This is a genomic window from Clostridium sp. NSJ-145 (assembly GCF_021044725.1).
Taxonomy (GTDB): domain Bacteria; phylum Bacillota; class Clostridia; order Clostridiales; family Clostridiaceae; genus Clostridium; species Clostridium disporicum_B.
The window spans coordinates 111,036-135,198 of record NZ_JAJNOS010000008.1 but is presented as its reverse complement, the minus strand read 5'-3'; the positions used below and the strand labels follow the sequence as shown (position 1 = coordinate 135,198).

Sequence of the window (24,163 nt, the reverse complement as noted above, 5' to 3'; positions counted from 1 at the left end):
TATATAATTCTATATAAAAAAAGCAGCTATTGCTGCTTTTTTACCATTAACTTATACTATTTTAAAGTTTTATATTATTTTCTCTAGCATAATAGAAAAGATATTGTTGTGCTAGGCCTGATAATTCACCGAACTTATCTCTTCCGAAAACTCTAATCTTGTTTAATGATACATCTGGAGCTACATAAAAATGAATCATTGCTCTCTTAACCCAAACATCAACTGGGAATGCTGACTTCTTTGCCATTGAGAATAACATTATACAATCTGCCACTTTAGCACCTACTCCCATAAATTGTTGAAGGGCTACGTGACATTCATCGGTATTTAAGGACTTTATATAATCTAAATTATAAATCTTTAATTCCTCATTATCTGGATTTTCTAATGCTTCATTAACTTTTCCTATAGTATCTAATATGTACTTACTTCTAAACGATGCGCCTGTATCTTTTATTTCTTCTAAAGTTGCATCTTTGATTTGTTCTGGAGTTGGGAATGCATAATAAGTATTTCCTTTATACTCAATTTTATCTCCCCATCTTTCAGATATCTTCTTAATTGTCTTCATGATAGCCGGAATACTATTTCTTGCAGATACTATGAAACTTATTAACATTTCAAAAGGTTCTTGATTTAAAATTCTTATTCCATATCCAAATTCAACACTTTTTCTTAAAATTTCATCTTTCGCAAGTTCTTCTTTTAATTCAGAGTAATTTGTATTTAAATCTAAATAATCTTTCCATATCTCTTCGAAATCATTAAGATTCGTATTATATATAGTTACATCATCTCCATTTTGTACAATTTCAATAACTCTTCTGTATGCAACTACAATATAATTTGTATCAGATATCTTTTCCCATCTGAAACATTGTCCACACTCAAGTATTTGCTTTATATCAAAGTTTTTTACACCTTTTATCATTATAGAATTATCATCAATTTGTATTACTTCTTTATAATCCATAAAACACCTCTGTTTGTTTAAAATAAATTTATGGCTTACGCTATATATTTAATTTTATCTTTTCTTTATTCCTTAATTAATATTCATTATCTATTAATAGCATAATGCTCGCTATACTCTTTAACTATTTCATCTAAAACCTCTGCTGCAGTGATCATCATTTTGGTACATCTTGGTACACCTTGCTCATAATACTTATCTTTTAATGGTAAACAATCTAAAGAGCCCATTCTTTTATAGTATTCATTCATAAATTTAACTGTCATAGCTCTTACTTGCGGACTTTGATGTCCTCTTTCTGTAGTAAACATTATACCTAATGTTGCTATAGACCCAGTAATTGCACCACATATACTTCCAATAGCCATTCCACCACCAAATGATGCCATAGTCATTAAAGTTTGCTTGGATATATTTAAATCATATTCCTCATTTGCTGCAACAAGCATACATTCAGCACAATTCAAATCATATTCTTTATCATAATATTTAATCACTCTATCAACTAACATAAGTTTCTCCCTTCATAGTTATCTAGCTTTTCTTATGTATAATAATTATTATATATTAAATTTTATTATTTAACAAAATATATTATTTTTTATACAAATTTTGATAAGAAATTATAAAATGCGAAACTCCAAAAATTATCATAATTCCAACAGCTATATAATTATTCATCCATAAAGATGCAAAAATAAAATATAAAACTGGAAAAATAGCTAAAGGGATAGGTACAAATAAAAAGTTCTTTCCAAGTAAACTATCATTCATACCACCTATAAAATATCTTATCCAAACCATATAATATAAAGCTAAAAATAATATACTTAAATATAAAAATGGATTTTTAAAATTTAATTCTTCATAGCTAACAAAAAAACAAATAGAAATTGCAAATAATATTCTACTTCCTTGCTCTATTATTTCAATAATAGAAGTTCCATTAGACGTAACTGTACTTTCTTTTTTAGGAGCTACCATAAAATAAACAATATTTATAAGCATAGGTAATAAAAATATAATTAATCCTATAACAGAGAACTTAAACTTCAATTCAAACAATAAAAACACCCCTTTTTTAATATGGAACTATTTTATCACAAAAAAGGATATAGAAGCACTTTTACAAAAAACACTTCCATATCCTATTTATCATTTGACGCTAGGCAAAATATATCTAATTTAAGTTAATACTTTCTCTTCCTCTTTGCATTAGTAAACCTATCACTTCTCGTAGAAATTTTTCACTTCGTTCAATGAATTCCATTTGGCGTAGTTACCTTTCACCTGATACAGGGATTATTATATAACTACTTGCTATAATCGTAGAATCCTTTTCCTGTCTTTCTTCCTAACCATCCAGCTCTAACATACTTTCTTAATACGTTACTAGCTCTATATTTATTATCTCCAGTTTCATTATATAAAACATCCATAATAGCTAAACAAACATCTAATCCTATTAAATCACCTAAAGCTAAAGGTCCCATAGGATGATTTGCACCATATTTCATAGCTGTATCTATATCTTCAACAGATGCAATTCCTTCTTGAAGTATAAATGAAGCTTCATTTATCATAGGAATAAGTATTCTATTAACTACAAATCCTGGAGCTTCTTTAACTTCTACAGGTTCTTTTCCTATTGCTAAAGCTGCCTCTTTTACTACATCAAATGTCTCTTGAGATGTAGCCATCCCTCTTATAATTTCAACTAACTTCATTACTGGAGCAGGATTAAAGAAGTGCATTCCAATAACTTTATCAGGTCTTGATGTAGCTAAAGCTACTTCTGTTATAGATAAAGAAGAAGTATTTGAAGCTAATATAGCCTCTGGTTTACATATCTTATCTAATTCTGCGAATATTTCTTTCTTAATTTTCATATTTTCGATAGCTGCCTCAACAACTAAATCACAATCAGCAGCTAGATTCATATCAGTAGTTCCAGAAATTCTTGAAAGTATTTCTTCCTTAACTTCTTCAGTCATTTTTCCTTTAGCTACTTGCTTAGATAATCCTTTATTAATAACAGCAATTCCTCTTTCTACAAATTCATCTTTTATATCTCTAACTATAACTTCATATCCCTTTTGAGCAAAAGCTTGAACTATTCCAGCACCCATAGTTCCAGCACCTAAAACAAAAATCTTTTCCATATCCCTTATTTCCCCTCTCATATTAACATTTCATATAACTACACTAATTCTACAGCTATTTCTGATTCCTTAGATTCCATTGATTTTAATTCACTTATCATTTCTGGTATTACTTTATTTAAATCTCCAACTATTGCATAGTCTGCAACTTTCATTATTGGAGCAGTTTCATCTTTATTTATAGCAATAATCATATCTGATTCTTGCATACCAGCGACGTGTTGAATCGCTCCTGAAATACCACAAGCTATATATATGCTTGGTCTTACAGTTTTACCTGTTTGCCCAACTTGATAATCTCTTTCTATCCAACCTTTATCCACAGCACCTCTTGATCCTCCAACTACTCCACCAAAAGCATCTGCTAATTCTTGAAGTAATGTGAAGTTTTCTTTAGATCCTACTCCTCTACCACCTGATACTATAACCTTTGCTTCACTTATATCTACAACTTCCTTATTAGCTTTTACTATTTCTAAAATTGTAGTTCTTATATCTGAAGCTTCTAATTTAACTTCTACATTTTCCACTGTAAAATCATAATTCTTTTCAGTTAATCTAGAGAACACGCCTGGTCTTACAGTCGCCATTTGTGGTCTGTGATCAGGACAAGCTATTGTAGCCATAATATTTCCGCCAAAAGCAGGTCTTGTTGCTAATAATGCTCCATTTTCAACTTCAACAGCTAAAGATGTACAGTCTGCAGTTAATCCTGTTCTTAATCTTGCCGCAACTCTTGGTCCTAAATCTCTTCCTATAAACGTTGCTCCTATAAAGAATATTCCTGGCTTTTTATCATTAACTAAATCACAAAGAACTTTTGTGTATCCATCAGTAGTATAGTTTTCTAACTCAGCATGGTCAGCTACTAATACTTCATCAGCACCATACTCTCCTAATTTATTAGCTAAATGTCCAATATTATTTCCTAATAATACAGCTGTTAACTTAACTCCTAATTCGTTAGCTAATCTTCTACTTTCACCTAATATTTCTAAAGATACTTTTTGTAACTCGCCATGTCTTTGTTCAGCGAATACCCAAACTCCTTGATAATCTGCTATATTCATCATAAATCCCTCCATTCTCTTAGATGTAATGTTTTTCTTTTAATCTGCTTAAAACATATGATACTGCTTCTGGTACTGAATCTTTAACTATTTCTCCTGCACCTTTTGCTTCCTTAGTCATTGATTTCTTAACCTTTGTAGGTGATCCATTCAATCCTATTTCATTAGCTTCTACATCTAAGTCAGCTGATGTCATTATCTTTACTTCTTTATTTGCTGTATCAAATATTAATCCAACATTCATATATCTTGGATGATTTAATTCTTCAATAGCTGTTAAAAGGCATGGTGTCTTAACCTTTATTAATTCATATCCATCTTCTAAAGCCCTATTTACTATTAAGTCACTTCCATCAAATTCAACATTTTGTACATAAGTTACTTGAGGAATTTCTAAATGTTCTGCTATTTCTGGACCAACTTGAGCTGTATCTCCATCAATAGCTTGTCTTCCTCCAAATATTATGTCATAGTCTAATGTTTTAATAGCTGCTGCTAAAGTCTTCGATGTTGCAAGTGTATCTGCTCCTCCAAAGGCTCTATCTGTTAAAAGTATAGCTTCATCAGCACCCATACATAACGCTTCTCTTAAAGCTTCTTTAGCTTGTGGAGGTCCCATACTTATTACTGTAATATGAGCTCCATTTTTTTCTTTTATTTGTAATGCAGCTTCTAAGGCATTCTTATCTTCTGGATTTATTATTGAAGGTACACCTTCTCTTATTAAGGTTCCCTTAACTGGATCTATTTTTACTACTGTTGTATCTGGTACTTGTTTTAAACAAACTACTATATTCATATAAAATACCTCCCTATCTTAATGCTGCGCCTGAGATAACCATCTTTTGAACTTCTGAAGTTCCTTCATAAATCTCAGTTATCTTAGCATCTCTCATCATTCTTTCTACTGGATAATCCTTAGTGTATCCATATCCACCATGGATTTGAACAGCCTTAGTTGTTACTTCCATAGCAACTTCAGCAGCAAATAATTTAGCTCTTGCAGCATCTACTGTGTAAGGTAATTTATTTTGTTTAAGCCATGCAGCTTTATATACAAGGTGTCTAGCAGCCTCAATCTTAGTGTCCATTTCAGCTATCATCCATTGTAATCCTTGGAAAGCACCTAAATTTCTACCAAATTGTTTTCTTTCTTTCATGTATTTAATAGCTTCTTCATAAGCTCCTTCAGCTATCCCTAATGCTTGAGCTGCTATACCTATTCTTCCTCCATCAAGAGTCTTCATAGCCATACCAAAGCCTTTTCCTTCTTTACCAAGTAAATTTTCCTTTGGAACTATACAATTTTCAAATATAAGTTCAGTAGTTGAAGATCCTCTTATTCCTAGCTTCTCTTCTACTTTACCAATAGAGAATCCTGGGAATGACTTTTCAACTATAAATGCCGATATACCTCTAGTTCCTTGTTTTTTATCCGTCATCGCAAAAATTACAAATATATCTGCAACTCCTCCATTAGTTATAAATATTTTTGAACCATTTAAAACGTAATGATCTCCTTCTAATACAGCTGTTGTTTGTTGACCTGCAGCATCCGTCCCAGCTCCTGGCTCAGTTAATCCAAAAGAACCTATCTTTTCTCCTTTAGCAAGTGGAACTAAATATTTTTGTTTTTGTTCCTCTGTACCAAAATCATTTATTGCTCCAGCACTTAATGAAGTATGTGCAGAAACTATAACCCCAGTAGTCGCACAAACCTTAGATAATTCTTCTACCGTTAAGATGTAAGATAAAACATCTCCACCTGCTCCACCATATTCCTTAGAAAATGGGATTCCCATCATTCCAAGCTCACCCATTTTCTTAACATTATCTATTGGGAACTTTTCAGTTTCATCAACTTCAGCAGCTATAGGTTTTACTTCATTTAAAGCAAAGTTTTTAACCATTTGCTTTACTAGTTCTTGTTCCTTAGTCAATCCAAATTCCATATTTGTTACCTCCTACTCCTTACATCCCTTTTTATCTATCTATTTTGGAAGTTCTTAGCTCTTTTTTCTAAAAATGCAGTCATTCCTTCTAATTGATCCTCTGAATCAAAACACTTACCAAAATCTTCAGCTTCAACTTTAATAGCTGAATCTATATCTACTTGAGTTCCTCTATTTATTGCATCCTTACATAACTTAACTGCTATTGGTGCATTTGCAATTATTGAACCTGCCATTTTTTTAGCTTCATCCATTAAACTTTCTACAGGCACCACTTTATTAACTAATCCTATTCTTAAAGCTTCTTCAGCATTTATCATCGCACATGTATATATAAGTTCCTTAGCTTTTCCTGCTCCAACTAATCTTGGAAGTCTTTGAGTTCCACCAAATCCTGGAGTTATTCCAAGTCCTGCTTCTGGTTGCGCAAACCTAGCTTTTTCTGATGCTATTCTTATATCGCATGCCATTGCAAGTTCACAACCTCCCCCTAAAGCAAATCCAGGTATAGCCGCAATTACAGGCTTGTCTAATGTTTCTAATCTTCTAAATACTTTATTACCAAGTAATCCAAACTCCTCAGCCTCTGTTGAATTTAAATCTTTCATTTCTGCAATATCAGCTCCAGCTACGAAAGCTTTTTGACCAGCTCCTGTAACTATTACACAATAAATATCACTATTATTTTCAATGCTATCTATTACTATGTCTAACTCTCTCAAAGTGTCTGAATTTAAGGCATTTAAAGCTTTTGGTCTATTAATAGTAATAGTCGCTAAATTACCTTCAGTTTCAAAAATTACATTTTTTAACTCAACATCAACTTGCATTCTCAACATTCCTCTCTTTTATACAAAATTCATCATCAAAAAAAGCATAAATCATCACCAATTGTTAATTTTATAACAATTATCGCTAAAAAAATATACTTTCTTGTCGTCTTCAGTATAGTAATTGGAATAATTTAATTTCTGTGATTATTATATTACTTTACAAAGAGCTTTTCAATAACTTTTTACATTTAAGTTATTTTTTACCATATTTAATTTTATCTGCTCTTTTCACAATCAAAATTAAATATAATCCTCCTAAAAAATAAAAAAATATACTTTCAAAATAGTAAATTATTACTACTTTGAAAGTATATATGTATATATTATGTTCTCATTAAATAAATATTCTTTTTCTAAGACTATTCATCCTGTTGATCTTGTTCATGTTCTGCTGCTTCGCTATGCATTAGATATATTAAAGTTAATAAACTCTCTGATAGGTGTACATTTTCAACTATTACGTCACTTGGTACTTTTAAATCTACAGGGGCAAAATTCCATATTCCCTTTATTCCACATTTAACTAGAATATCACATACCTTTTGGGCATTTATTCTTGGTACACAAATAATTCCAACGTCTGTTGGGTTTGCTTGTGCATATCTTTCTAACTCATCAATATCTTGTATCTCAATATCTCTAATCTTCATTCCTAATAATTTTGGATTTGCATCAAAAATTGCATTAATATTTAATCCTGCTTTAGAAAATCTATAGTTAGCAATTGCTTGACCTATATTACCAGCTCCAACTATTAAAGCTTTATATTCTCTGTCTAACCCTAATATTAATCCTATTTGGTTATAAAGATCTTTTACATTATATCCATAGCCTTGTTGTCCGAAATCTCCAAAATTATTTAAATCTTGTCTTATTTGTGAAGCTGTAAAACCTATTTTTTCCCCAAGCTCTTTTGAAGAAATTCTATCTACATCATTTGCCATTAACTCTTGTAGATATCTATGGTATTTAGGTAATCTTTTAATTACAGCCATAGAAACGTGTTTTTTTCTTTCCATAATCTAAATTCTCCTTAAAGTATCTTATATTTAATTAAGTCCACTTTCTCTACTTTTATACATTGATAATATAATAACATACTTTTAGCAAGTATTCTATATATCAAAATAATATAGATGAGCTATTTTCGTAAATATTTTTTTATTAAATGTATATCAAACAAGTAATAGTGTATATTATTTTTTAAAATATTCCAAGGTGTTCTAATAAAATTTTTACCCCTATTAATATCAGAATAACTCCACCAACCATTTCAGCTTTACCTGAAAATAAATCTCCAAATATCTTTCCTATTATAACACCTATAGCTGAAGTTACAAGGGTTATTATTCCAATAATCAATACAGCAGTTATAATATTTACATTTAGAAATGCAAAACTAACTCCTACAGCTAATGCATCTATACTTGTTGCAATAGCTAATATAAACATTCTTTTCATTCCAGTATCTACTTCATCATCCCCATCTTCATCAGGATGAATTGCTTCATAAATCATTTTTCCTCCGATAATAGATAAAAGAATAAATGCTATCCAATGATCAAACTTTTCGATATAGCTACTAAATCCATTTCCTAATATCCATCCAATTAAAGGCATAACTCCTTGTGCTATACCAAAAAACAATCCTGCTTTTAATGCTATTCTCCATTTCTCCTTTACTGGAATTTTTAGACCTAATGCTACTGAAACAGCAAAAGCATCCATCGCTAACCCTACTGCTAAAAAAACTAAACTTAATAAATCCATAATCTCCTCCACATTTTAAACTCTTATATTTTTATATTTAAATTAATATTAATACCTATCAATTATTTTACTTAAAGTTTCATCTTATTTTTCCTAAAAAAATAGAGACTTATGTATAACGTAGCAGATTCGTTATACATAAGTCTCACAATTTAAAACAAAGCCAGATGTATTCACATCAATATGTTGACTTTGTTACAAGATGCGATGATCTTGCATGCTACTCCCTTATGCCCAAATATTCTCGACTTTTAAATTATAATTAAAGTAAATTTCTTTGTCAACTTTTATCTAAGACACCTTATAGAGTTAATTACAGCTAATATTGTGACACCAACATCAGCAAATACAGCTTCCCACATAGTACCAATACCAAATGCAACTAAGATCATTACTATTGTTTTTACAGCTAATGCAAATATTATATTTTGCCAAAGTATTTTATTTGTTTTTCTTGCTGCTTTTATAGCATCAACTATAGATTTAGGATCATCTTTCATTAATACGACATCTGCAGCCTCAATAGCCGCATCTGAACCAATTCCTCCCATAGCTATTCCAATATCTGCTCTTGCAAGTACTGGGGCGTCATTTATTCCATCACCAACAAAAACAAGCTTTCCTTTTGAAGATTTAATATTCATTAACTTTTCAACTTGTTCTACTTTATCAGCTGGTAATAATTCTGAATAAACTTGATCTAAACCTATTATCTTACCTACTTTATCAGCTACAACTTTATTATCCCCAGTAAGCATTACAGTATTTTTTATTCCAATGCTCTTTAATGTTTCTATTGCTTCTTTAGATGTTTCTTTTATCTCATCTGATATAACTATATTTCCCTTATACTCAACATTGATAGCCACATGGACTATTGTACCAATAGTATCTACTTCATTAAATTTGATATTAAATTTATTCATTAATTTGTAGTTACCTAAAAGTACTTCATTTCCTTCGATATTAACTTTTATTCCATGACCTGAAATTTCTTCATAATTAATTAAGCTTTCTTTATTTATTTCTTTTCCATAAGCCTTAACTATTGACAAAGCTATAGGGTGATTAGAATTACTTTCACCATACGCCGCTAACTTTAACAACTCATCTTTATCTATATTATTTGTATTTATTTCCGTTACTTTAAATACTCCCTTAGTTAAAGTACCTGTTTTATCAAAAACTACCGTTTCAACATCTTTTAATGCTTCAAGATAGTTACCACCTTTAACTAATACACCTTTTTTAGATGCACCGCCTATTCCTGCAAATATTCCTAGCGGAACTGATACTACTAATGCACAAGGACATGAAACAACTAATAAAGATAATGCTCTATATATCCATACAGAAAATATTTGATCTTTCATAATTAATGGTGGAACTACAGCAACTAATAAAGCTATTAAACAAACTACAGGTGTGTAAATCTTAGAGAACTTCGTTATGAACTTTTCTGTTAAAGCTTTTTTATTTGAAGCATTTTCAACAAGTTCTAAAATTCTTGCAACAGTTGATTCTCCATACTCTTTTGTAACTCTTACTTTTAATACTCCAGTATTGTTTATAGCACCAGCTAATATTTCTGTATCAACAGTTATTTCTCTAGGAACTGATTCTCCTGTTAGTGCAGACGTATCTATAAAACTTGTTCCATCTACAACTATTCCATCTAAAGGAACTCTTTCACCTGGTTTTATTATTATTATTTCATCGATTTCAACATCTTCCGGATCTACTCTTATCTCATTTCCATTTTCTAATACAGTTGCATAATCTGCTCTTATATTCATTAAAGAAGATATAGATTTTCTTGATCTTTCAACTGCATACTTTTGGAATGCTTCTCCTATTTCAAAGAATAACATAACTGCTACAGCTTCTGGATATTCCCCTATAGCAAAAGCTCCTAAAGTAGCTATAGCCATTAAGAAGTTTTCATCAAATACTTCTCCTCTTAATATATTCTTTGCTGCTGTTATCAGAACATTCTTACCAATAATCAAATAGGTTACCGCAAAAAATATAAAGGCTATTAACGGATAACTTTCTAACATAACAGCAAGAACAAATCCTACAGTACCTATAACTAGAGATATATTTTCTTTTATATAAGACATTGTAGTTTTCTTTTCTTTTTCACATACTACTTCATTTGAAGAACTTGCATCACTTAAAATAGTTCTATTACTTTTTCCTCTCTTACTTGTTTCTTGTAATTCAACTTCAACATCAGGTTCTAAACTTTTTACTATTTTATTAATTTCTTTAAATGCTTCCTCTATTTTATATCCTTTATTTAACTCCACTAATAGAGTTGTAGTTGCAAAGTTTATATTAGCGTACTTTATACTATCAAGGTTTTTAACTTTCGCTTCAATTTTATTTGCACAATTTGCACAAGTTAATCCTTTTAATAATATCCTATTACTTTTATTTACTGTTTTATCATTTGTATAATTATCGCTATGATTATTTATGGTGCAGCAACCATCTTCACACCTACTTATTGTTCTAGCAGGACGTTTTATATTACCTTTTACTTCTTCAACAATAACATCTTTTTCGATAGACTTAACTATATCTTTTATTTGATTTATTATTTCTTCTTTATTATAATTAACAAAAACTTCAGCAATTAAAGTACTCGTAGCGAAGTTTACAGTAGCTTCTTTTATTCCATTTATATTACTTACTTTGCTTTCTATTTTATTAGCACAATTTGCGCAACTTAAACCTTTTAATAACAGCTTAACCTTTTTAACACCATCATCCATATAAATACTCCTCCTTTATTCTGAAATATGTCTAAATCCTTCATCAAAAATATGCTTAATATGTTCATCATCTAATGAATAATAAACAACTTTACCTTCTCTTCTAAATTTGACTATTCTTGCAGCTTTTAATCCTCTTAATTGGTGTGATATAGCCGATTGGCTTATATTTAGAAGCGCCGATAAATCACATACGCACATTTCAGCTTCAAATAGTGCACAAAGTATTCTTATTCTTGTTGTATCTCCAAACACTTTGAAAAATTCAGCTAGTTCATAAAGCGTCTCCTCTTTTGGCAATTTCTCTCTTACTTCTTCTACTACATCTTTGTGTATCACATTACATAAACAGCTTTCATTTTTCTCTTCCATCTTAATCCTCCATTCATATGAATAGTTGTTCATATGTTCATACTTATATATTATGCTTACCCTAGTATTTTTGTCAACATTATCTCTATGTTAAATTTTCAAAATATGAAATTTTTTCATTCTATTCACAATAAATTAACATATAAATATAAAGTAAATATTTTAGACATTATTTTTATTATTCACAATTTTTAATATAAAAATCGAGGAGATGATTTAATGGTATCGCTGATAATTGGAACACATGGTAGTTTTTCTAGAGAGCTTATTAATTCCGCTGAGCTTATTTATGGAAAGTTAGAAAATGTTAGCTATATAACCTTTCTTCCTGGAGAAGGTCAAAAAGATTTGATTGATAAATACAACACTATAATAAATAAGCTTGATAAAAATTCTGAAGTTCTTTTTTTAGTAGATTTATTTGGTGGTAGTCCATTTAATGCAGCTAGTATGCTATCAATAGATAACGTTAACATGGATGTTGTTACTGGAGTAAATCTTCCTATGTTATTAGAAGTTTATTCAAATATTGATAATTCTTCATTAGAAGACTTGGTATCAATTGCTATTAATTCAGCTCAAAAAAGTATCTGCTCATTAAAGAAATCTATAGATTTAAATAGAGAGGATGATGATTTATTATGAAAATTGGATTAGCTAGGATTGATGACAGGTTAATTCACGGACAAGTTGTAACAGTATGGACAAAAGAATGTAAATGCCAAAGAATAATTGTTTGCAATGATGAAGTTGCTAACGATAATCTTAGAAAAACTTTATTAACCCAAGTTGCTCCTCCTGGAGTAAAATCTCATGTTGTAAGTATAGATAAAGCTGTGAGGGTTTACAATAATCCTACTTATGCAAATGATACCGTATTATTATTATTTACTAATCCTACCGATGTAGTAAGACTTATAGATGCCGGAGTAGATATTAAATCTGTAAACATTGGTGGTATGTGCTTTAAAGAAGGTAAAAAACAATTAACTACTGCAGTCTCTGTAAACGAAGAAGATGTTAAAGCTTTTAGATATCTTGATAGCAAAGGTATTGAATTAGAAATAAGAAAGGTTGCATCAGATTCAAAAACTAATATTATGCCTCTGATAAATAAAAATTTTTAATTAGCCTATAAATTTTTTATATAAAAAAGGGAGGTTTATTTATGTCAACTATTCAAATTATCCTTATCTTCATAGTTGCATGTATATCTGGTATGGGTAGCGTTCTTGATGAATTTCAAACTCATAGACCACTTATAGCGTGTACACTTGTCGGACTTATTTTAGGTGATCTTAAAACCGGTATCATCATTGGTGGTACCCTAGAAATGATGGCACTTGGATGGATGAACATCGGTGCTGCAATGGCTCCTGATGCTGCTCTAGCATCAATTATCTCTACAATTATAGTTATATCAGGAAAACAAGAAATGGGTGCTGGTATTGCTCTAGCAGTTCCACTAGCTGCTGCAGGTCAAGTTTTAACTATATTCGCTAGAACTATAACAGTATTCTTCCAACATCAAGCTGATAAATATGCTGAAAAAGGTGATTTAAAAGGAATTGATATGTGTCATCTATTAGCATTAATAATTCAAGCTCTACGTGTATCTATTCCTGCATTAATAGTTGCTATATTTATAGGAACTGAAGCTGTTCAAAACATGCTTAATGCTATTCCTCAATGGTTAAGTGGAGGACTTGGAGTTGCTGGTGGTTTTATAGTTGTTGTAGGATATGCAATGGTTATAAATATGATGGAGGCAAAATATCTAATGCCTTTCCTATTCTTAGGATTCGTAGTTGCTGCATTTACTGACTTTAATCTTATAGCTCTTGGTGTTTTAGGAACAGTAGCTGCAATAGTTTATATTCAATTAAATCCTAAATATAACAAATCTAAAACTGTTACAGTAGTAAGCAATACTGATAATGATGATTTATTAGACTAAGAAAGGAGTGTAAATAATGAGTGAAATAAAATTAACAAAACAAGATCGTATTCATGTATTTCTTCGTTCTAATCTTCATCAAGGTTCTTGGAACTTTGAAAGAATGCAAGCTTTAGGATATTGCTATGCTATGATACCTGCAATAAAAAGATTATATCAAGGTGAAGATAGAAAAAAAGCTTTAAAAAGACACTTAGAATTCTTTAATACTCAACCATTTGTAACTGCTCCTATATTAGGGGTTAACCTTGCTATGGAAGAACAAAAAGCAAACGGTGCAAATATAGATGATGGTTCAATTAATGGTTTAAAAGTTGGTTTAATGGGGCCTTTAGCAGGTGTTGGTGACCCAATATTCTGGGGTACTTTAAGGCCTGTAACTGCTGCATTAGGAGCTTCCTTAGCACTTACTGGAAGCTTACTTGGCCCTATTCTTTTCTTCCTTCTATTTAATGTAGTTCGTCTTGGATTTAGATGGATAGGTATCGAATATGGTTACACTAAAGGTACTGATATAATCAAAGATATGGCTGGAAATAAACTTCAAAAATTAACTGAAGGAGCTTCAATCCTTGGTTTATTCGTAATTGGAGCTTTAATTTGTAAATGGACAACTGTTAATATTCCATTTGTATTAGCAGAATACACTGCTCAAGATGGTACAAACGTAGTTACTACAGTTCAAAGCGTACTTGATAGCTTACTTCCAGGATTAATTCCTTTATTGATGACTTTTGGTTGTATGAAACTTCTTAAGAAAAAAGTTAATCCTTTATGGATAATCTTCGGATTATTTGCTATTGGAATTATAGGATACTATTTTGGCTTCTTAGCTTAATTGAAATAAAGTGCGAAGCACTTTAGAGAAAAGTTTGACTTCGTCAAAGGAGAAAAGTTAGCTAACGCTGAAGGGAAAAGGTCACTTACGTAACAGGGAAAATATTGCTTTTCGCAATAATGAAAAGTCTGAGTATTGCACTTTTTTCTGCTACGCAAGTAGCATTTTCACCTTAACTTAAGTTAACTTTTCCCGGCTTCTTTAGCAGCCTTTTCACCTCGACGAAGTCGACTTTTCACTTGCGCACCTAGTGCGCACTTTATTTCTTTTCTTCATTAAAAATATAGTTCCTAATCTTATAAATGCAACTAAAACTAAAATATCTCCTACTTTACTATAGAGTGTATTCTCGTTAATAAATTGAACTTTAGTATTTATGTACCCACTTTCTAATGGTGGCAACATTCCAATAGCTTCTTTAGTTAATTATTCATATATTTTGAAGTGGTCATGTGTATCATTAATACTCTACTTTTCTTCTGTAGATAGATTTCCTTGAATAATAGATATATCTACTAAGTCATTATTATTAATGCTATTAATTTTTATTACCCCAAATACTAAATTAACTATAAATATGCTTACTGAAATTATTATATATTTATTTATAAAAATGGTATTAATCCTATCCTCATAAATAAGCTTAGATTATCATATGTAAAAGATAATCCAGCTATTATAGCAGATATTATTACTAATAATAACTCTTTATTTTTATTCAAAACTCTAATCATAACCTTCAATAATAATCCTTTATCCTTTGTACTAAATTAAATATATATCATTATTTAATTCATACCCATTGTAAACCATTTATATATTTTTGATTTAATAATAAATCAATATTATTAGAAAGTTAATACTTTAGTTATATCTAATCCTCATAGTTTCTATATAAATTCTTTATTAAAAATACACATACTATAAATAAAATAACTATGTAAATTATATATTCACCTATCATTGTATATAACGTCTTATCATTTATAATCTCTACAGATGAATTTATATATCCTTTCTTTAAGGTGCTTAACCTTTCTGCTATTCTTCCTTTATTATCTATAAAACAAGAAATTCCCGTATTAGCAGCGCTTACAACATATCTATTATTTTCAATAGCCCTTAGAACTGCATTATTGTTATGTTCATAAACTGCTTTAGAATCTTTAAACCAAGAGTCATTACTTGCTATAAATATTACTTCAGCTCCATCTTTTACACACTCTCTTACTAACCTTGGGAATACAGATTCATAGCATACTAAACACCCTATCTTAATATTACTATCATCAATAATTGCTAATTCCTCTCCTGCTTTAAGATCCCCATCTACAAGATTTAACTCTTTAATTATAGGAATATTATCTAGTAGAAATTCTTCAAAAGGTAGAACTTCCCCAAATGGTACTAGATGTCTCTTAAAGTAAATGTCTTCAATATCTCCATCACTATTTATGGCTACTATAGAATTATATTTATAACAATCATTTTTATAGTCTGTATAAAAAGTACCAGTCATAAATGTAACATTAAGACTTTTAGCTAACGCCTTATACTCCTGTAATATCCAGCTATTCTTTGAAATATCTATAGGTATAGCAGTCTCTGGCCATAATACTACTTCAGTCTTATCCCCATATGTACTACTATTTTCAACAGCCTCTACAGTTAACTCTTTATAAATATTAAAACTTTTAAATATGTCTCCTTTTTGCCATTTTTCAGTAGTATTTATATTTCCTTGCACAACAGTTACATTTACCTCTTTACTATCTACCCTCTCATTTAATTTGGCATATCCAAAAACTATATTAACAATAAAAATTAATATAGCTATAAAAACTAATTTCATAGCTACAGCTTTATTCTTCTTATAATTAACTAATCCCTCTAAAATCATTCCATTAAAAACTATTATTATAAAACTAATAAAGCTACTTCCAAAAAGAGAGATGCTTTGAATTATAGGTAAGTAATCTACCTGAGATATAGCAAGCTTTCCCCATGGAAATCCTAATAACCCTTGTTCCTGTATATACTCAATTACAACCCATAAACTTGCTATAGTAAAAATATTTAATAAGTTGTTTTTTACTTTTAGATATTTAAAAAATCCAAGAACTATACCTATTACTAAGCCTTCCAACAAACTAATTAATATCCATCCACAAAAAAGTATTATAATACTTTTTGTCTTACCTAAATCAAGCCATTCAAAAGGATATAGATTGAATATCCAATGTAATAACACTAAATAGTATGTAGTTCCAAATATAGTTCCAATTTTAAATATTTTTATAAAAGTATTCTCTTGTCTAATTAATATATTAATTAAAGGAATAAAACTTATCCACATAAGTATTCCTAAGTTATCAACAGTAAATGATATTCCGCTTATAATAGCTGATAAAATTATTATTAATATTTTACCTTTATATAAATCTGTTTTCATTGTACTATCCCCTAATAGATTTAATATTTTTAAGTATTAACATAAAACCTTTTATTAAACCAATCATATAAGTTAATTATTGATAATAAAAAAAGGCTGTGCCTAAGCACTAGCCTCCTTATAAAAATATCTGATAGCAGGTTACCTATTTGTTGCATAGCCTAAAATTATGGCTCTCTTCTGTGCTGCTATCTGACTTATATTTGAGAATTCCCTTTACTATAGTTTATTACCATATACAAAAAAGTTTACAATTTATTTTAAAATATTTATGATTATGCTATATTTTCTAAATTTTCTTCTTTTTCTATTATACTAATATTTTCTTTTCTATCAGCAATATTTTCTTTAACAATCTTAACGATTTGTATTATTATAGTTGGTATTATCGCTAATAAATATATTGTTCCATATTGATTTAATCTTAAGTTTTCAACTTGGAATAATCTTTGTAAGAAAGGTACAAATAAAACAGCATTTAAAAGTATTAATCCAATTCCAAAAGCTCCCCAAGTATATTTATTTGCAAATACGCCTAATCTAAAGATTGAATTCTTACCTCTACAGTTAAATCCATGGAATAACCTAGCTAAACAAAGTGTTGCAAATGCCATAGTTGATGCTGTTAATGGAGTTCCTCTCTTAGCTCCTCCCATATAGAATGCTATTAAGGTTACTATTCCTATTAACAATCCTTCTAAACCAATACCTAATAAGAAATCTTTAGTTAATATTGATTCGCTTCTTCCTCTTGGCTTTTCATTTAACAATTCTTTATTAGCATTTTCCATACCTATTGCTATAGCAGGTAGACTATCAGTTAAAAGATTCATAAATAACAAATGTACTGGTGCAAATATCACTGGTAACGCCATTATTGATGAATACAAAACAGCTATTATCCCTGCAGTATTACCTGAAAGTAAAAATCTTATTGAGTTTTTAATATTGCTATAAACATTTCTACCATTAGCAACTGATTTAACTATAGTAGCAAAGTTATCATCAGTTAATATCATAGATGCTGCATCTTTTGAAACTTCCGTACCTGTAATACCCATTGCTATACCAATATCAGCCTGCTTTAATGCTGGCGCATCATTAACTCCATCACCAGTCATAGCAACTATTTCACCTTTTTCTTGCCATGCTTTTACTATTCTAATTTTGTGCTCTGGTGAAACTCTAGCATAAACTGATATATGCTCAATATTTTCTTTCAATTCTTCATCAGTCATCTTATCTATTTCTAGACCTTCAATAGCTCTGTCTCCATCTCTTAAAATACCAATTTCTTTTGCAATAGCTGAAGCTGTAATCTTATGGTCACCTGTAATCATAATTGGTTTAATACCTGCTCTTATACAATCCGCAACCGCTTGTTTACTTTCTTCTCTTGGAGGGTCTATCATCGAAATTAATCCTATGAAAGTAAAGTTGTTTTCATCTTCTAAAGTTAAATCTCTAATCTCTGATAACTCCTTATATCCAAAAGCTAAAACTCTTAATCCATTTTCAGATAATTCTTTATTAGTTATTATTATATTTTGCTTATCTTCATAACTTATTTCTTTAACACCTTCTGAAGTCATAATATATTTAACTCTATCAAGCATTACATCTAATGCACCTTTTGTGAACATTACATTTTTGTTATCTATTTTATGAAGAGTACTCATAAGCTTTCTATCTGAATCGAATGGAATTTCTGATAATCTTGAAATATCTCCACGTAAATTTAGTTCATTAATAGAAAGTTTATGACCTAAATTAACTAAAGCAACTTCTGTTGGGTCTCCAATTTCTCTTCCATCTTGTGATGTAGAATCATTACAAAGTATAGCATTCTTTAATAAGTATGCTTGTACATTATTATCTAGGCTTAAACTTTCACCATCTATAAGTTCCCCATCAACATATACTTTTTTTACAGTCATTTTATTTTGAGTTAATGTACCTGTTTTATCAGAACATATTATAGATACTGAACCTAACCCTTCTACAGCTTTTAATTTTTTAATAATAGCATTTTCTTTTGCCATCTTTTGAGTACCTAAAGCAAGAACTATAGTTACTATTGAACTTAAAGCCTCTGGTATAGCTGCAACAGCAAGAGCAACGGCAAACATTAATGAATCAATTACTGGCATTTTTCTATATAAAGATAATCCAAATACAACAACACAAATAGCTAATATTATAAATGCTAGTTTCTTACTAAAATCATCTAAACTTACTTGTAATGGAGTCTTCTTTTCTTGAGTTTCTTCCATTAGAGTTGCTATCTTACCAATCTCTGTTTTCATACCTGTTGAAGTAACTAACACTAAAGCTCTACCGTATGTAACTAGAGATCCTGAGAATACCATATTTTTTTGATCACCTAAAGCTACTTCTTTTTTATCTATTGTTTCAGTTGTTTTATCAACACTTAATGATTCTCCAGTTAGTGAACTTTCATTTACTTGAAGTGAGTAATTTTCAATAATTCTACCATCAGCAGCTACTAAATCCCCAGCTTCTAATATTAATATATCCCCAGGGACTACATTTTTAGAATCTATCTCTATTTTAGCTCCATCTCTTATAACCTTTGCCGAAGGTGATGACAAAGCTTTAAGAGAATCTAAAGATTGTTCTGCCTTAAAATGTTGTACAGTTCCAAGTATTGCATTTAAAATAATAACTGCAAATATTACTAATGTACTTTCTACATTATCACTCATCATTGATATTATTCCTGCAATAATTAATATAAATACTAGTAAATCCTTAAACTGACTTAAAAACACTTGGATAACTGTTTGTTTCTTCTTCTCATTAAGTGCATTTAATCCATTTTTACTTAAGCTTTCCGTAACTTGTTGTGATGTTAAACCATCTTTTGTAACATTAAAATCTTTCAATGAATCCTCTACATTAATATTAAAATAACTTTTCATACTTTTTCCCCCTTATCAAATTTACAATAATATGAGTCAATATAAAAAGAGACTCTTAATATAGTTCTCATTAAAATAACATCTAAGTTATTTTTTTAAGAATTATATTAAAAGTCTCGTAACCTGGTAGGCATATAACACCAGACTTAAAAGTCGCGATTGTTGATGTTATATTTTAAACTACTCCCCTTTAATCAATATTCATTTTATATAGTATTATATACCACTTATTTGAAAATGTCAATTATTTATAATTCATTTTACAATTATTTAATAAATTAAAAAAAATTAGTTGCTTGTTAAAATATATACCTTTAATTGTATTTTTATGGTATAATAATTTCATAAACCTACCAGGCAAAAATAGGTTTGAAAACGAAGGTAATCTGCTAATGCCTTCGTTTTTTGTTTTATTTTTATATTTTTTGTAAACGTTTTAAAGGAATTTTTTTATTCTTACCGAATATTTATATTATAGAAAGTATTTAAAGAGGTGACTTATGAACCATATTTTTTATATTAGTAATGATTGCATTGAAGTGTTTTTATCAGATACTTCTTCTACTGAAGATGATGAATTATTAGCTAAAGCGTTAAATTTCATGAGAAACTCTGGTTTAACAGTTACTTTAAAAGGTTTTGATAAATATAATAGAGCTATAGTAGATATAGATGGTGTAATACATACTGCAGCCAAAAACGGAAGTCTATGTCAAAGTCAAAGATTTATTACTGCAAAACATAAAATTTCTGTTGTAGAAAACTCTGAAAGATATAATAATATAGTTAAGCTATTAGCATAATAGTTTAATTCAAGCAACCTCTAAAAATATAAATTTTATAGTTTATATTTTTAGGGGTTGCTTACTTATACACCCTTTCTACTCTATCCAAAGCTGAGATGAATATATTCCTTTTTTGCCTGAAATAATTACGCTTATTATACAAACCACCATAGCAAAAACTATATTCACTGACCCAAAGAGTTCAAGATACATAATAAAACAGGCTATTGGCGCATTAGTGGCTCCTGCAAAAACACCAACTAATCCTAATGATGCTGCTACCGCTCTTGGTACTCCAAATATATTTGCTAATGTTGATCCTAAAGTGGCTCCTATTACAAATAACGGTGTTACCTCTCCTCCTTGATAACCTGCTCCTAAACATAATGTTGTTAAAACCAACTTTATTAGAAATGCAAAATACGGTACTTCTTTATCAAATGCTCCTGTTAATAATCCTAAACTTAAATTGTTATATACTCTATTTCCAATAATTAATGTAACACTAACCATTAAACTTCCACCTATGAAAGCTTTTAAATAGTTATTCTTAATATATTTTCCTAATATATACTTAAATAATTTAGTCATCTCAATAAATAATCTACTAACTAATCCAAAACATATAGACATAACTATTACTCTAAATATATTTGTAAATAAAAAAGGTTCAACTGGTGGAAAATCAAAATGTGTATGCTTTACGCCTAAAAATCTTACTACTCTATCTCCTACTATAGCTGCAGTTATTGCCGGTAACATAGAATTATAACTTATACTCCCTATAGCTGATACCTCTAATGCAAATATTGTCCCTGCAAGAGGAGTTCCAAATACTGATGAAAATCCAGCAGCCATACCAGTAATTAATAAAATTTTTTTATCTTCTTTGTAATTCAATAATTTACATAAAGAATTTGCTATAGTTCCCCCAATCTGAACTCCAGTCCCCTCTCTTCCTACAGAACCTCCAAATAGATGTGTTAGCACTGTACCTATAAAAACTAGAGGAGCCATAATAAATTTAATTTCCTCATTGCTTCCATTTATATTTTCAATTATTATATTATTTCCCTTATTAGAATTTCCTCCAAACTTCTTATAAAGAAATGTCATCAATGATCCTGAAACCGGTAAAAACCATATCAAATTATAATAAGTTAAATTTAAATTAATTGACTTTTCTAATAGTATTAAAAACACTCCTATTGAAACTCCTGATAGTAACCCAATTACAATTGCCACAAATGTTAATCTTAAAATTTTTACAAGTCTCATATACATTCCCCCATAAATTTAATTAATAATATTAAATTTCCCATAACTTCAAAAACTTATTTTAAAATTAAATGTATATTTTACTTGCACATTTAATTCAAAAGTGATATATTATACTCATAGATAATAATTATTAATTAATATTTACTAAAAAGGAGTTTTAATATGTTAGATCAAAAAACAATGGATATAATAAAAAGTACAGTTCCGGCTTTAAAAGCTCATGGATTAGATATTACAAAAACTTTCTACAAGACAATGTTTGAAAGAAATCCTGAAGTTGCACCATTATTTAACATGGATAGACAAAAATCTGGTGAACAACCTAAAGCATTAGCAATGTCGATTCTAGCTTCTGCTCAAAACATAGACAACCTATCAGCTATAATGCCTGTAGTTGAAAAAATAGCAATAAGACATTGTGATTCTGGAGTAAAACCTGAACATTATCCTATAGTTGGAGAAAACTTATTAATTGCTATAAAAGAAGTTTTAGGAGATGCTGCTACAGATGATATAATGGATGCTTGGGGTAAAACTTATGGTGTTCTTGCTCAAGTATTTATAGATGTTGAATCAAAAATATATGCTTCAAGAGCTTAAAAATAGTTAAGTCTATTAATGAATACTTACTAATAAAGTCAGTAATGCTGACTTTATTTTTTTTACTAAAAACTTTATTTAATTTTTCTCTTCTTATTATCATTATATTTCAAATATTACAAAAAAACTTAAAATAATATCTTAATCCAAAAATATATTATTTAAAAATCAATTTATTTTAACTAATATCTTCATTTTATTGCATTTATATTAATCAAATATCTCTTTATACATTTCACAAATATTATTTTCCTCTCATATAATACACTATAGCATTACTTGGAGTTGGATCATTTGATATACGCACTAGTTCTAGCAGGGGGAAAAGGTACTAGGTTATATCCCTTATCAAGGACTAACCAACCTAAACAATTCTTGAAACTAATTAATGGTAAAAGCTTTTTAGTAAACACCGTTGAAAGAATAACTCCTCTAATTAGTAAGGAGAATATTTACGTTGTTACTAATCAAGATTATGTAGATAAAATTAAAAATGAGTTAAGCGATATAAATCCTGACAATATATTTACAGAACCTCAAAACAAGGAAACCGCAACTTGCATAGGTTTATCTGCAGTCAAGCTTTTAAAAAAGGATAAAGATGCCATAATGGTTGTCTTACCTTCAGACCATCATGTAGAGGGTAAAAAAGAATATTTAGATGTATTGTCAGAAGCTATTGATATAGCAAATAAACGTCGAGGCATTGTAACAGTTGGTATTACTCCAACTAGACCCGAAACTGGATATGGTTATATTGAAATGGGTGAAAGAATTGTATCTTCTGAGGCAGCTTATAAAATTGCTCGATTTACTGAAAAACCCAATATAGAGGTTGCTAAGGATTTTCTACTAAAAGGCACTTATCTATGGAACTCTGGTATGTTTATCTTTAGAGCAGATGTAATTCTGCGTGAAATAGAAAAATATCTTCCAAAGATGTATAAATCACTTATGGAGATTTATCAAAACATCGGTGAAGAATTTGAAGAGCAAGTAGTTAGAGAACAATACAATCTTATAGATGGAATATCTATTGACTTTGGTGTGATGCAACGTACTAGAAAAGCATATGTGATCAAAGGTAACTTTGCTTGGGATGATATTGGTAGTTTTACTGCACTTAGCAGATTCTTAACTCAAAATAATAGCAATAATATTAGTAAGAATGTATATGTTCAAGATTGTGAAAACTGTTCAATCTTTGGAGATAAAAATTTAATAATAGGTTTTGGCGTTAAAGATTTAGTTGTTGTTGATGCTGGTGATGTTATTCTTGTTATGGATAAGAATAAAGACCAAGAAATTAAACATCTGCTAAATGATCTTAACACTAACGAGCAATTTGATGATTTTGTATAAAGTCATCGCTGTAAAGAGGCTACCTTTTGGTGGC

Annotated in this window: 23 protein-coding genes; 7 read left to right on the top strand and 16 right to left on the bottom strand. The window is 29.6% G+C overall.

Going from position 1 to position 24,163, the window contains the following annotated elements:
* Nucleotides 1-61: 61 nt before the first annotated feature.
* From LQE93_RS08995 to LQE93_RS08940, 12 genes are all read right to left on the bottom strand, one after another.
* Nucleotides 62-973, bottom strand: a complete 912-nt coding sequence (locus tag LQE93_RS08995; protein ID WP_055266588.1) for a DNA-3-methyladenine glycosylase family protein — start codon at nt 971-973, stop codon at nt 62-64.
* An 86-nt stretch (nt 974-1,059) separates the two neighbouring features.
* Nucleotides 1,060-1,485: a C-GCAxxG-C-C family (seleno)protein gene (locus tag LQE93_RS08990; RefSeq protein WP_055266590.1), complete on the bottom strand. Its 426-nt coding sequence runs from the start codon at nt 1,483-1,485 to the stop codon at nt 1,060-1,062.
* An 82-nt stretch (nt 1,486-1,567) separates the two neighbouring features.
* Nucleotides 1,568-2,038 (bottom strand): hypothetical protein, encoded by a 471-nt coding sequence (locus LQE93_RS08985; protein ID WP_231073074.1) that lies wholly within the window; start codon nt 2,036-2,038, stop codon nt 1,568-1,570.
* Nucleotides 2,039-2,286: 248 nt separating this feature from the next.
* Nucleotides 2,287-3,135, bottom strand: coding sequence for a 3-hydroxybutyryl-CoA dehydrogenase (locus LQE93_RS08980; RefSeq protein ID WP_231073072.1), 849 nt, complete (start codon nt 3,133-3,135; stop codon nt 2,287-2,289).
* 38 nt (nt 3,136-3,173) lie between these two features.
* Nucleotides 3,174-4,205 carry an electron transfer flavoprotein subunit alpha/FixB family protein gene (locus tag LQE93_RS08975; protein ID WP_055266597.1) on the bottom strand — a complete coding sequence of 344 codons (1,032 nt, stop codon included), beginning with the start codon at nt 4,203-4,205 and terminating at the stop codon, nt 3,174-3,176.
* 19 nt (nt 4,206-4,224) lie between these two features.
* Nucleotides 4,225-5,004: an electron transfer flavoprotein subunit beta/FixA family protein gene (locus tag LQE93_RS08970; protein WP_055266599.1), complete on the bottom strand. Its 780-nt coding sequence runs from the start codon at nt 5,002-5,004 to the stop codon at nt 4,225-4,227.
* 13 nt (nt 5,005-5,017) lie between these two features.
* Nucleotides 5,018-6,157 (bottom strand): acyl-CoA dehydrogenase, encoded by a 1,140-nt coding sequence (locus LQE93_RS08965; protein ID WP_231073070.1) that lies wholly within the window; start codon nt 6,155-6,157, stop codon nt 5,018-5,020.
* Nucleotides 6,158-6,192: 35 nt separating this feature from the next.
* Nucleotides 6,193-6,987, bottom strand: coding sequence for a short-chain-enoyl-CoA hydratase (locus LQE93_RS08960; protein ID WP_055266603.1), 795 nt, complete (start codon nt 6,985-6,987; stop codon nt 6,193-6,195).
* Between the two features lie 362 nt (nt 6,988-7,349).
* Nucleotides 7,350-8,009, bottom strand: a complete 660-nt coding sequence (locus tag LQE93_RS08955) for a redox-sensing transcriptional repressor Rex (RefSeq protein WP_055266605.1) — start codon at nt 8,007-8,009, stop codon at nt 7,350-7,352.
* A 184-nt stretch (nt 8,010-8,193) separates the two neighbouring features.
* Complete coding sequence (locus LQE93_RS08950) at nt 8,194-8,760, bottom strand: manganese efflux pump MntP (protein WP_055266607.1); 567 nt, start codon at nt 8,758-8,760, stop codon at nt 8,194-8,196.
* A 287-nt stretch (nt 8,761-9,047) separates the two neighbouring features.
* Nucleotides 9,048-11,540, bottom strand: a complete 2,493-nt coding sequence (locus LQE93_RS08945) for a heavy metal translocating P-type ATPase (protein WP_231073062.1) — start codon at nt 11,538-11,540, stop codon at nt 9,048-9,050.
* Between the two features lie 15 nt (nt 11,541-11,555).
* Entirely contained in the window at nt 11,556-11,912 is a 357-nt protein-coding gene (locus LQE93_RS08940; RefSeq protein WP_186838714.1) for an ArsR/SmtB family transcription factor, read from the bottom strand.
* 219 nt (nt 11,913-12,131) lie between these two features.
* Between LQE93_RS08940 and LQE93_RS08935 the strand changes: the two genes are divergently transcribed.
* From LQE93_RS08935 to manZ, 4 genes are read left to right on the top strand one after another with little or no spacing between them, the layout of a single operon-like run.
* A complete protein-coding gene (locus LQE93_RS08935) occupies nt 12,132-12,557 on the top strand; it encodes a PTS sugar transporter subunit IIA (protein ID WP_231073060.1) in 426 nt (141 codons plus the stop codon).
* Nucleotides 12,554-13,039 (top strand): mannose/fructose/sorbose PTS transporter subunit IIB, encoded by a 486-nt coding sequence (locus tag LQE93_RS08930; protein ID WP_055266616.1) that lies wholly within the window; start codon nt 12,554-12,556, stop codon nt 13,037-13,039. The genes LQE93_RS08935 and LQE93_RS08930 overlap by 4 nt, the downstream gene beginning before the upstream one ends.
* A 41-nt stretch (nt 13,040-13,080) precedes the next feature.
* Complete coding sequence (locus LQE93_RS08925; protein WP_231073058.1) at nt 13,081-13,869, top strand: PTS mannose/fructose/sorbose transporter subunit IIC; 789 nt, start codon at nt 13,081-13,083, stop codon at nt 13,867-13,869.
* Nucleotides 13,870-13,885: 16 nt separating this feature from the next.
* On the top strand, nt 13,886-14,707 hold the full coding sequence (manZ, locus tag LQE93_RS08920; protein WP_186838712.1) for a PTS mannose transporter subunit IID: 822 nt from the start codon (nt 13,886-13,888) through the stop codon (nt 14,705-14,707).
* Between the two features lie 605 nt (nt 14,708-15,312).
* Here manZ and LQE93_RS16805 read toward each other — a convergent pair.
* The 3 genes from LQE93_RS16805 to LQE93_RS08910 form a co-directional block, all read right to left on the bottom strand.
* Nucleotides 15,313-15,441: a hypothetical protein gene (locus LQE93_RS16805; protein ID WP_269144361.1), complete on the bottom strand. Its 129-nt coding sequence runs from the start codon at nt 15,439-15,441 to the stop codon at nt 15,313-15,315.
* 140 nt (nt 15,442-15,581) lie between these two features.
* Nucleotides 15,582-17,159 carry an apolipoprotein N-acyltransferase gene (lnt, locus tag LQE93_RS08915; RefSeq protein WP_186838710.1) on the bottom strand — a complete coding sequence of 526 codons (1,578 nt, stop codon included), beginning with the start codon at nt 17,157-17,159 and terminating at the stop codon, nt 15,582-15,584.
* A 275-nt stretch (nt 17,160-17,434) separates the two neighbouring features.
* A complete protein-coding gene (locus LQE93_RS08910; RefSeq protein ID WP_231073056.1) occupies nt 17,435-20,101 on the bottom strand; it encodes a cation-translocating P-type ATPase in 2,667 nt (888 codons plus the stop codon).
* 500 nt (nt 20,102-20,601) lie between these two features.
* Here LQE93_RS08910 and LQE93_RS08905 point away from each other — a divergent pair, with 500 nt between their 5' ends.
* Complete coding sequence (locus LQE93_RS08905) at nt 20,602-20,904, top strand: hypothetical protein (RefSeq protein ID WP_055266626.1); 303 nt, start codon at nt 20,602-20,604, stop codon at nt 20,902-20,904.
* Between the two features lie 78 nt (nt 20,905-20,982).
* Here the strand turns inward: LQE93_RS08905 and LQE93_RS08900 are convergent, their stop codons facing one another.
* A complete protein-coding gene (locus LQE93_RS08900; RefSeq protein WP_231073054.1) occupies nt 20,983-22,164 on the bottom strand; it encodes a chloride channel protein in 1,182 nt (393 codons plus the stop codon).
* Nucleotides 22,165-22,329: 165 nt separating this feature from the next.
* Here LQE93_RS08900 and LQE93_RS08895 point away from each other — a divergent pair, with 165 nt between their 5' ends.
* Both LQE93_RS08895 and LQE93_RS08890 read left to right on the top strand, forming a co-directional pair.
* A complete protein-coding gene (locus tag LQE93_RS08895) occupies nt 22,330-22,767 on the top strand; it encodes a globin domain-containing protein (RefSeq protein WP_055266631.1) in 438 nt (145 codons plus the stop codon).
* Nucleotides 22,768-23,061: 294 nt separating this feature from the next.
* Complete coding sequence (locus LQE93_RS08890; protein WP_055266633.1) at nt 23,062-24,129, top strand: mannose-1-phosphate guanylyltransferase; 1,068 nt, start codon at nt 23,062-23,064, stop codon at nt 24,127-24,129.
* The last annotated feature ends 34 nt before the right edge of the window (nt 24,130-24,163 follow it).

What these genes read in the sequence shown, in the direction of transcription:
- LQE93_RS08965 (WP_231073070.1), bottom strand. Translation starts at nt 6,157, where the DNA reads ATGGAATTTGGATTGACTAAGGAACAAGAACTAGTAAAGCAAATGGTT.
- LQE93_RS08980 (WP_231073072.1), bottom strand. Translation starts at nt 3,135, where the DNA reads ATGGAAAAGATTTTTGTTTTAGGTGCTGGAACTATGGGTGCTGGAATA.
- LQE93_RS08995 (WP_055266588.1), bottom strand. Translation starts at nt 973, where the DNA reads ATGGATTATAAAGAAGTAATACAAATTGATGATAATTCTATAATGATA.
- LQE93_RS08970 (WP_055266599.1), bottom strand. Translation starts at nt 5,004, where the DNA reads ATGAATATAGTAGTTTGTTTAAAACAAGTACCAGATACAACAGTAGTA.
- LQE93_RS08955 (WP_055266605.1), bottom strand. Translation starts at nt 8,009, where the DNA reads ATGGAAAGAAAAAAACACGTTTCTATGGCTGTAATTAAAAGATTACCT.
- LQE93_RS08895 (WP_055266631.1), top strand. Translation starts at nt 22,330, where the DNA reads ATGTTAGATCAAAAAACAATGGATATAATAAAAAGTACAGTTCCGGCT.
- LQE93_RS08950 (WP_055266607.1), bottom strand. Translation starts at nt 8,760, where the DNA reads ATGGATTTATTAAGTTTAGTTTTTTTAGCAGTAGGGTTAGCGATGGAT.
- LQE93_RS08940 (WP_186838714.1), bottom strand. Translation starts at nt 11,912, where the DNA reads ATGGAAGAGAAAAATGAAAGCTGTTTATGTAATGTGATACACAAAGAT.
- LQE93_RS08930 (WP_055266616.1), top strand. Translation starts at nt 12,554, where the DNA reads ATGAAAATTGGATTAGCTAGGATTGATGACAGGTTAATTCACGGACAA.
- LQE93_RS08925 (WP_231073058.1), top strand. Translation starts at nt 13,081, where the DNA reads ATGTCAACTATTCAAATTATCCTTATCTTCATAGTTGCATGTATATCT.
- lnt (WP_186838710.1), bottom strand. Translation starts at nt 17,159, where the DNA reads ATGAAAACAGATTTATATAAAGGTAAAATATTAATAATAATTTTATCA.
- LQE93_RS08910 (WP_231073056.1), bottom strand. Translation starts at nt 20,101, where the DNA reads ATGAAAAGTTATTTTAATATTAATGTAGAGGATTCATTGAAAGATTTT.
- LQE93_RS08960 (WP_055266603.1), bottom strand. Translation starts at nt 6,987, where the DNA reads ATGCAAGTTGATGTTGAGTTAAAAAATGTAATTTTTGAAACTGAAGGT.
- LQE93_RS08975 (WP_055266597.1), bottom strand. Translation starts at nt 4,205, where the DNA reads ATGAATATAGCAGATTATCAAGGAGTTTGGGTATTCGCTGAACAAAGA.
- LQE93_RS08990 (WP_055266590.1), bottom strand. Translation starts at nt 1,485, where the DNA reads ATGTTAGTTGATAGAGTGATTAAATATTATGATAAAGAATATGATTTG.
- LQE93_RS08945 (WP_231073062.1), bottom strand. Translation starts at nt 11,540, where the DNA reads ATGGATGATGGTGTTAAAAAGGTTAAGCTGTTATTAAAAGGTTTAAGT.
- LQE93_RS16805 (WP_269144361.1), bottom strand. Translation starts at nt 15,441, where the DNA reads ATGATTAGAGTTTTGAATAAAAATAAAGAGTTATTATTAGTAATAATA.
- LQE93_RS08935 (WP_231073060.1), top strand. Translation starts at nt 12,132, where the DNA reads ATGGTATCGCTGATAATTGGAACACATGGTAGTTTTTCTAGAGAGCTT.
- LQE93_RS08905 (WP_055266626.1), top strand. Translation starts at nt 20,602, where the DNA reads ATGAACCATATTTTTTATATTAGTAATGATTGCATTGAAGTGTTTTTA.
- manZ (WP_186838712.1), top strand. Translation starts at nt 13,886, where the DNA reads ATGAGTGAAATAAAATTAACAAAACAAGATCGTATTCATGTATTTCTT.
- LQE93_RS08900 (WP_231073054.1), bottom strand. Translation starts at nt 22,164, where the DNA reads ATGAGACTTGTAAAAATTTTAAGATTAACATTTGTGGCAATTGTAATT.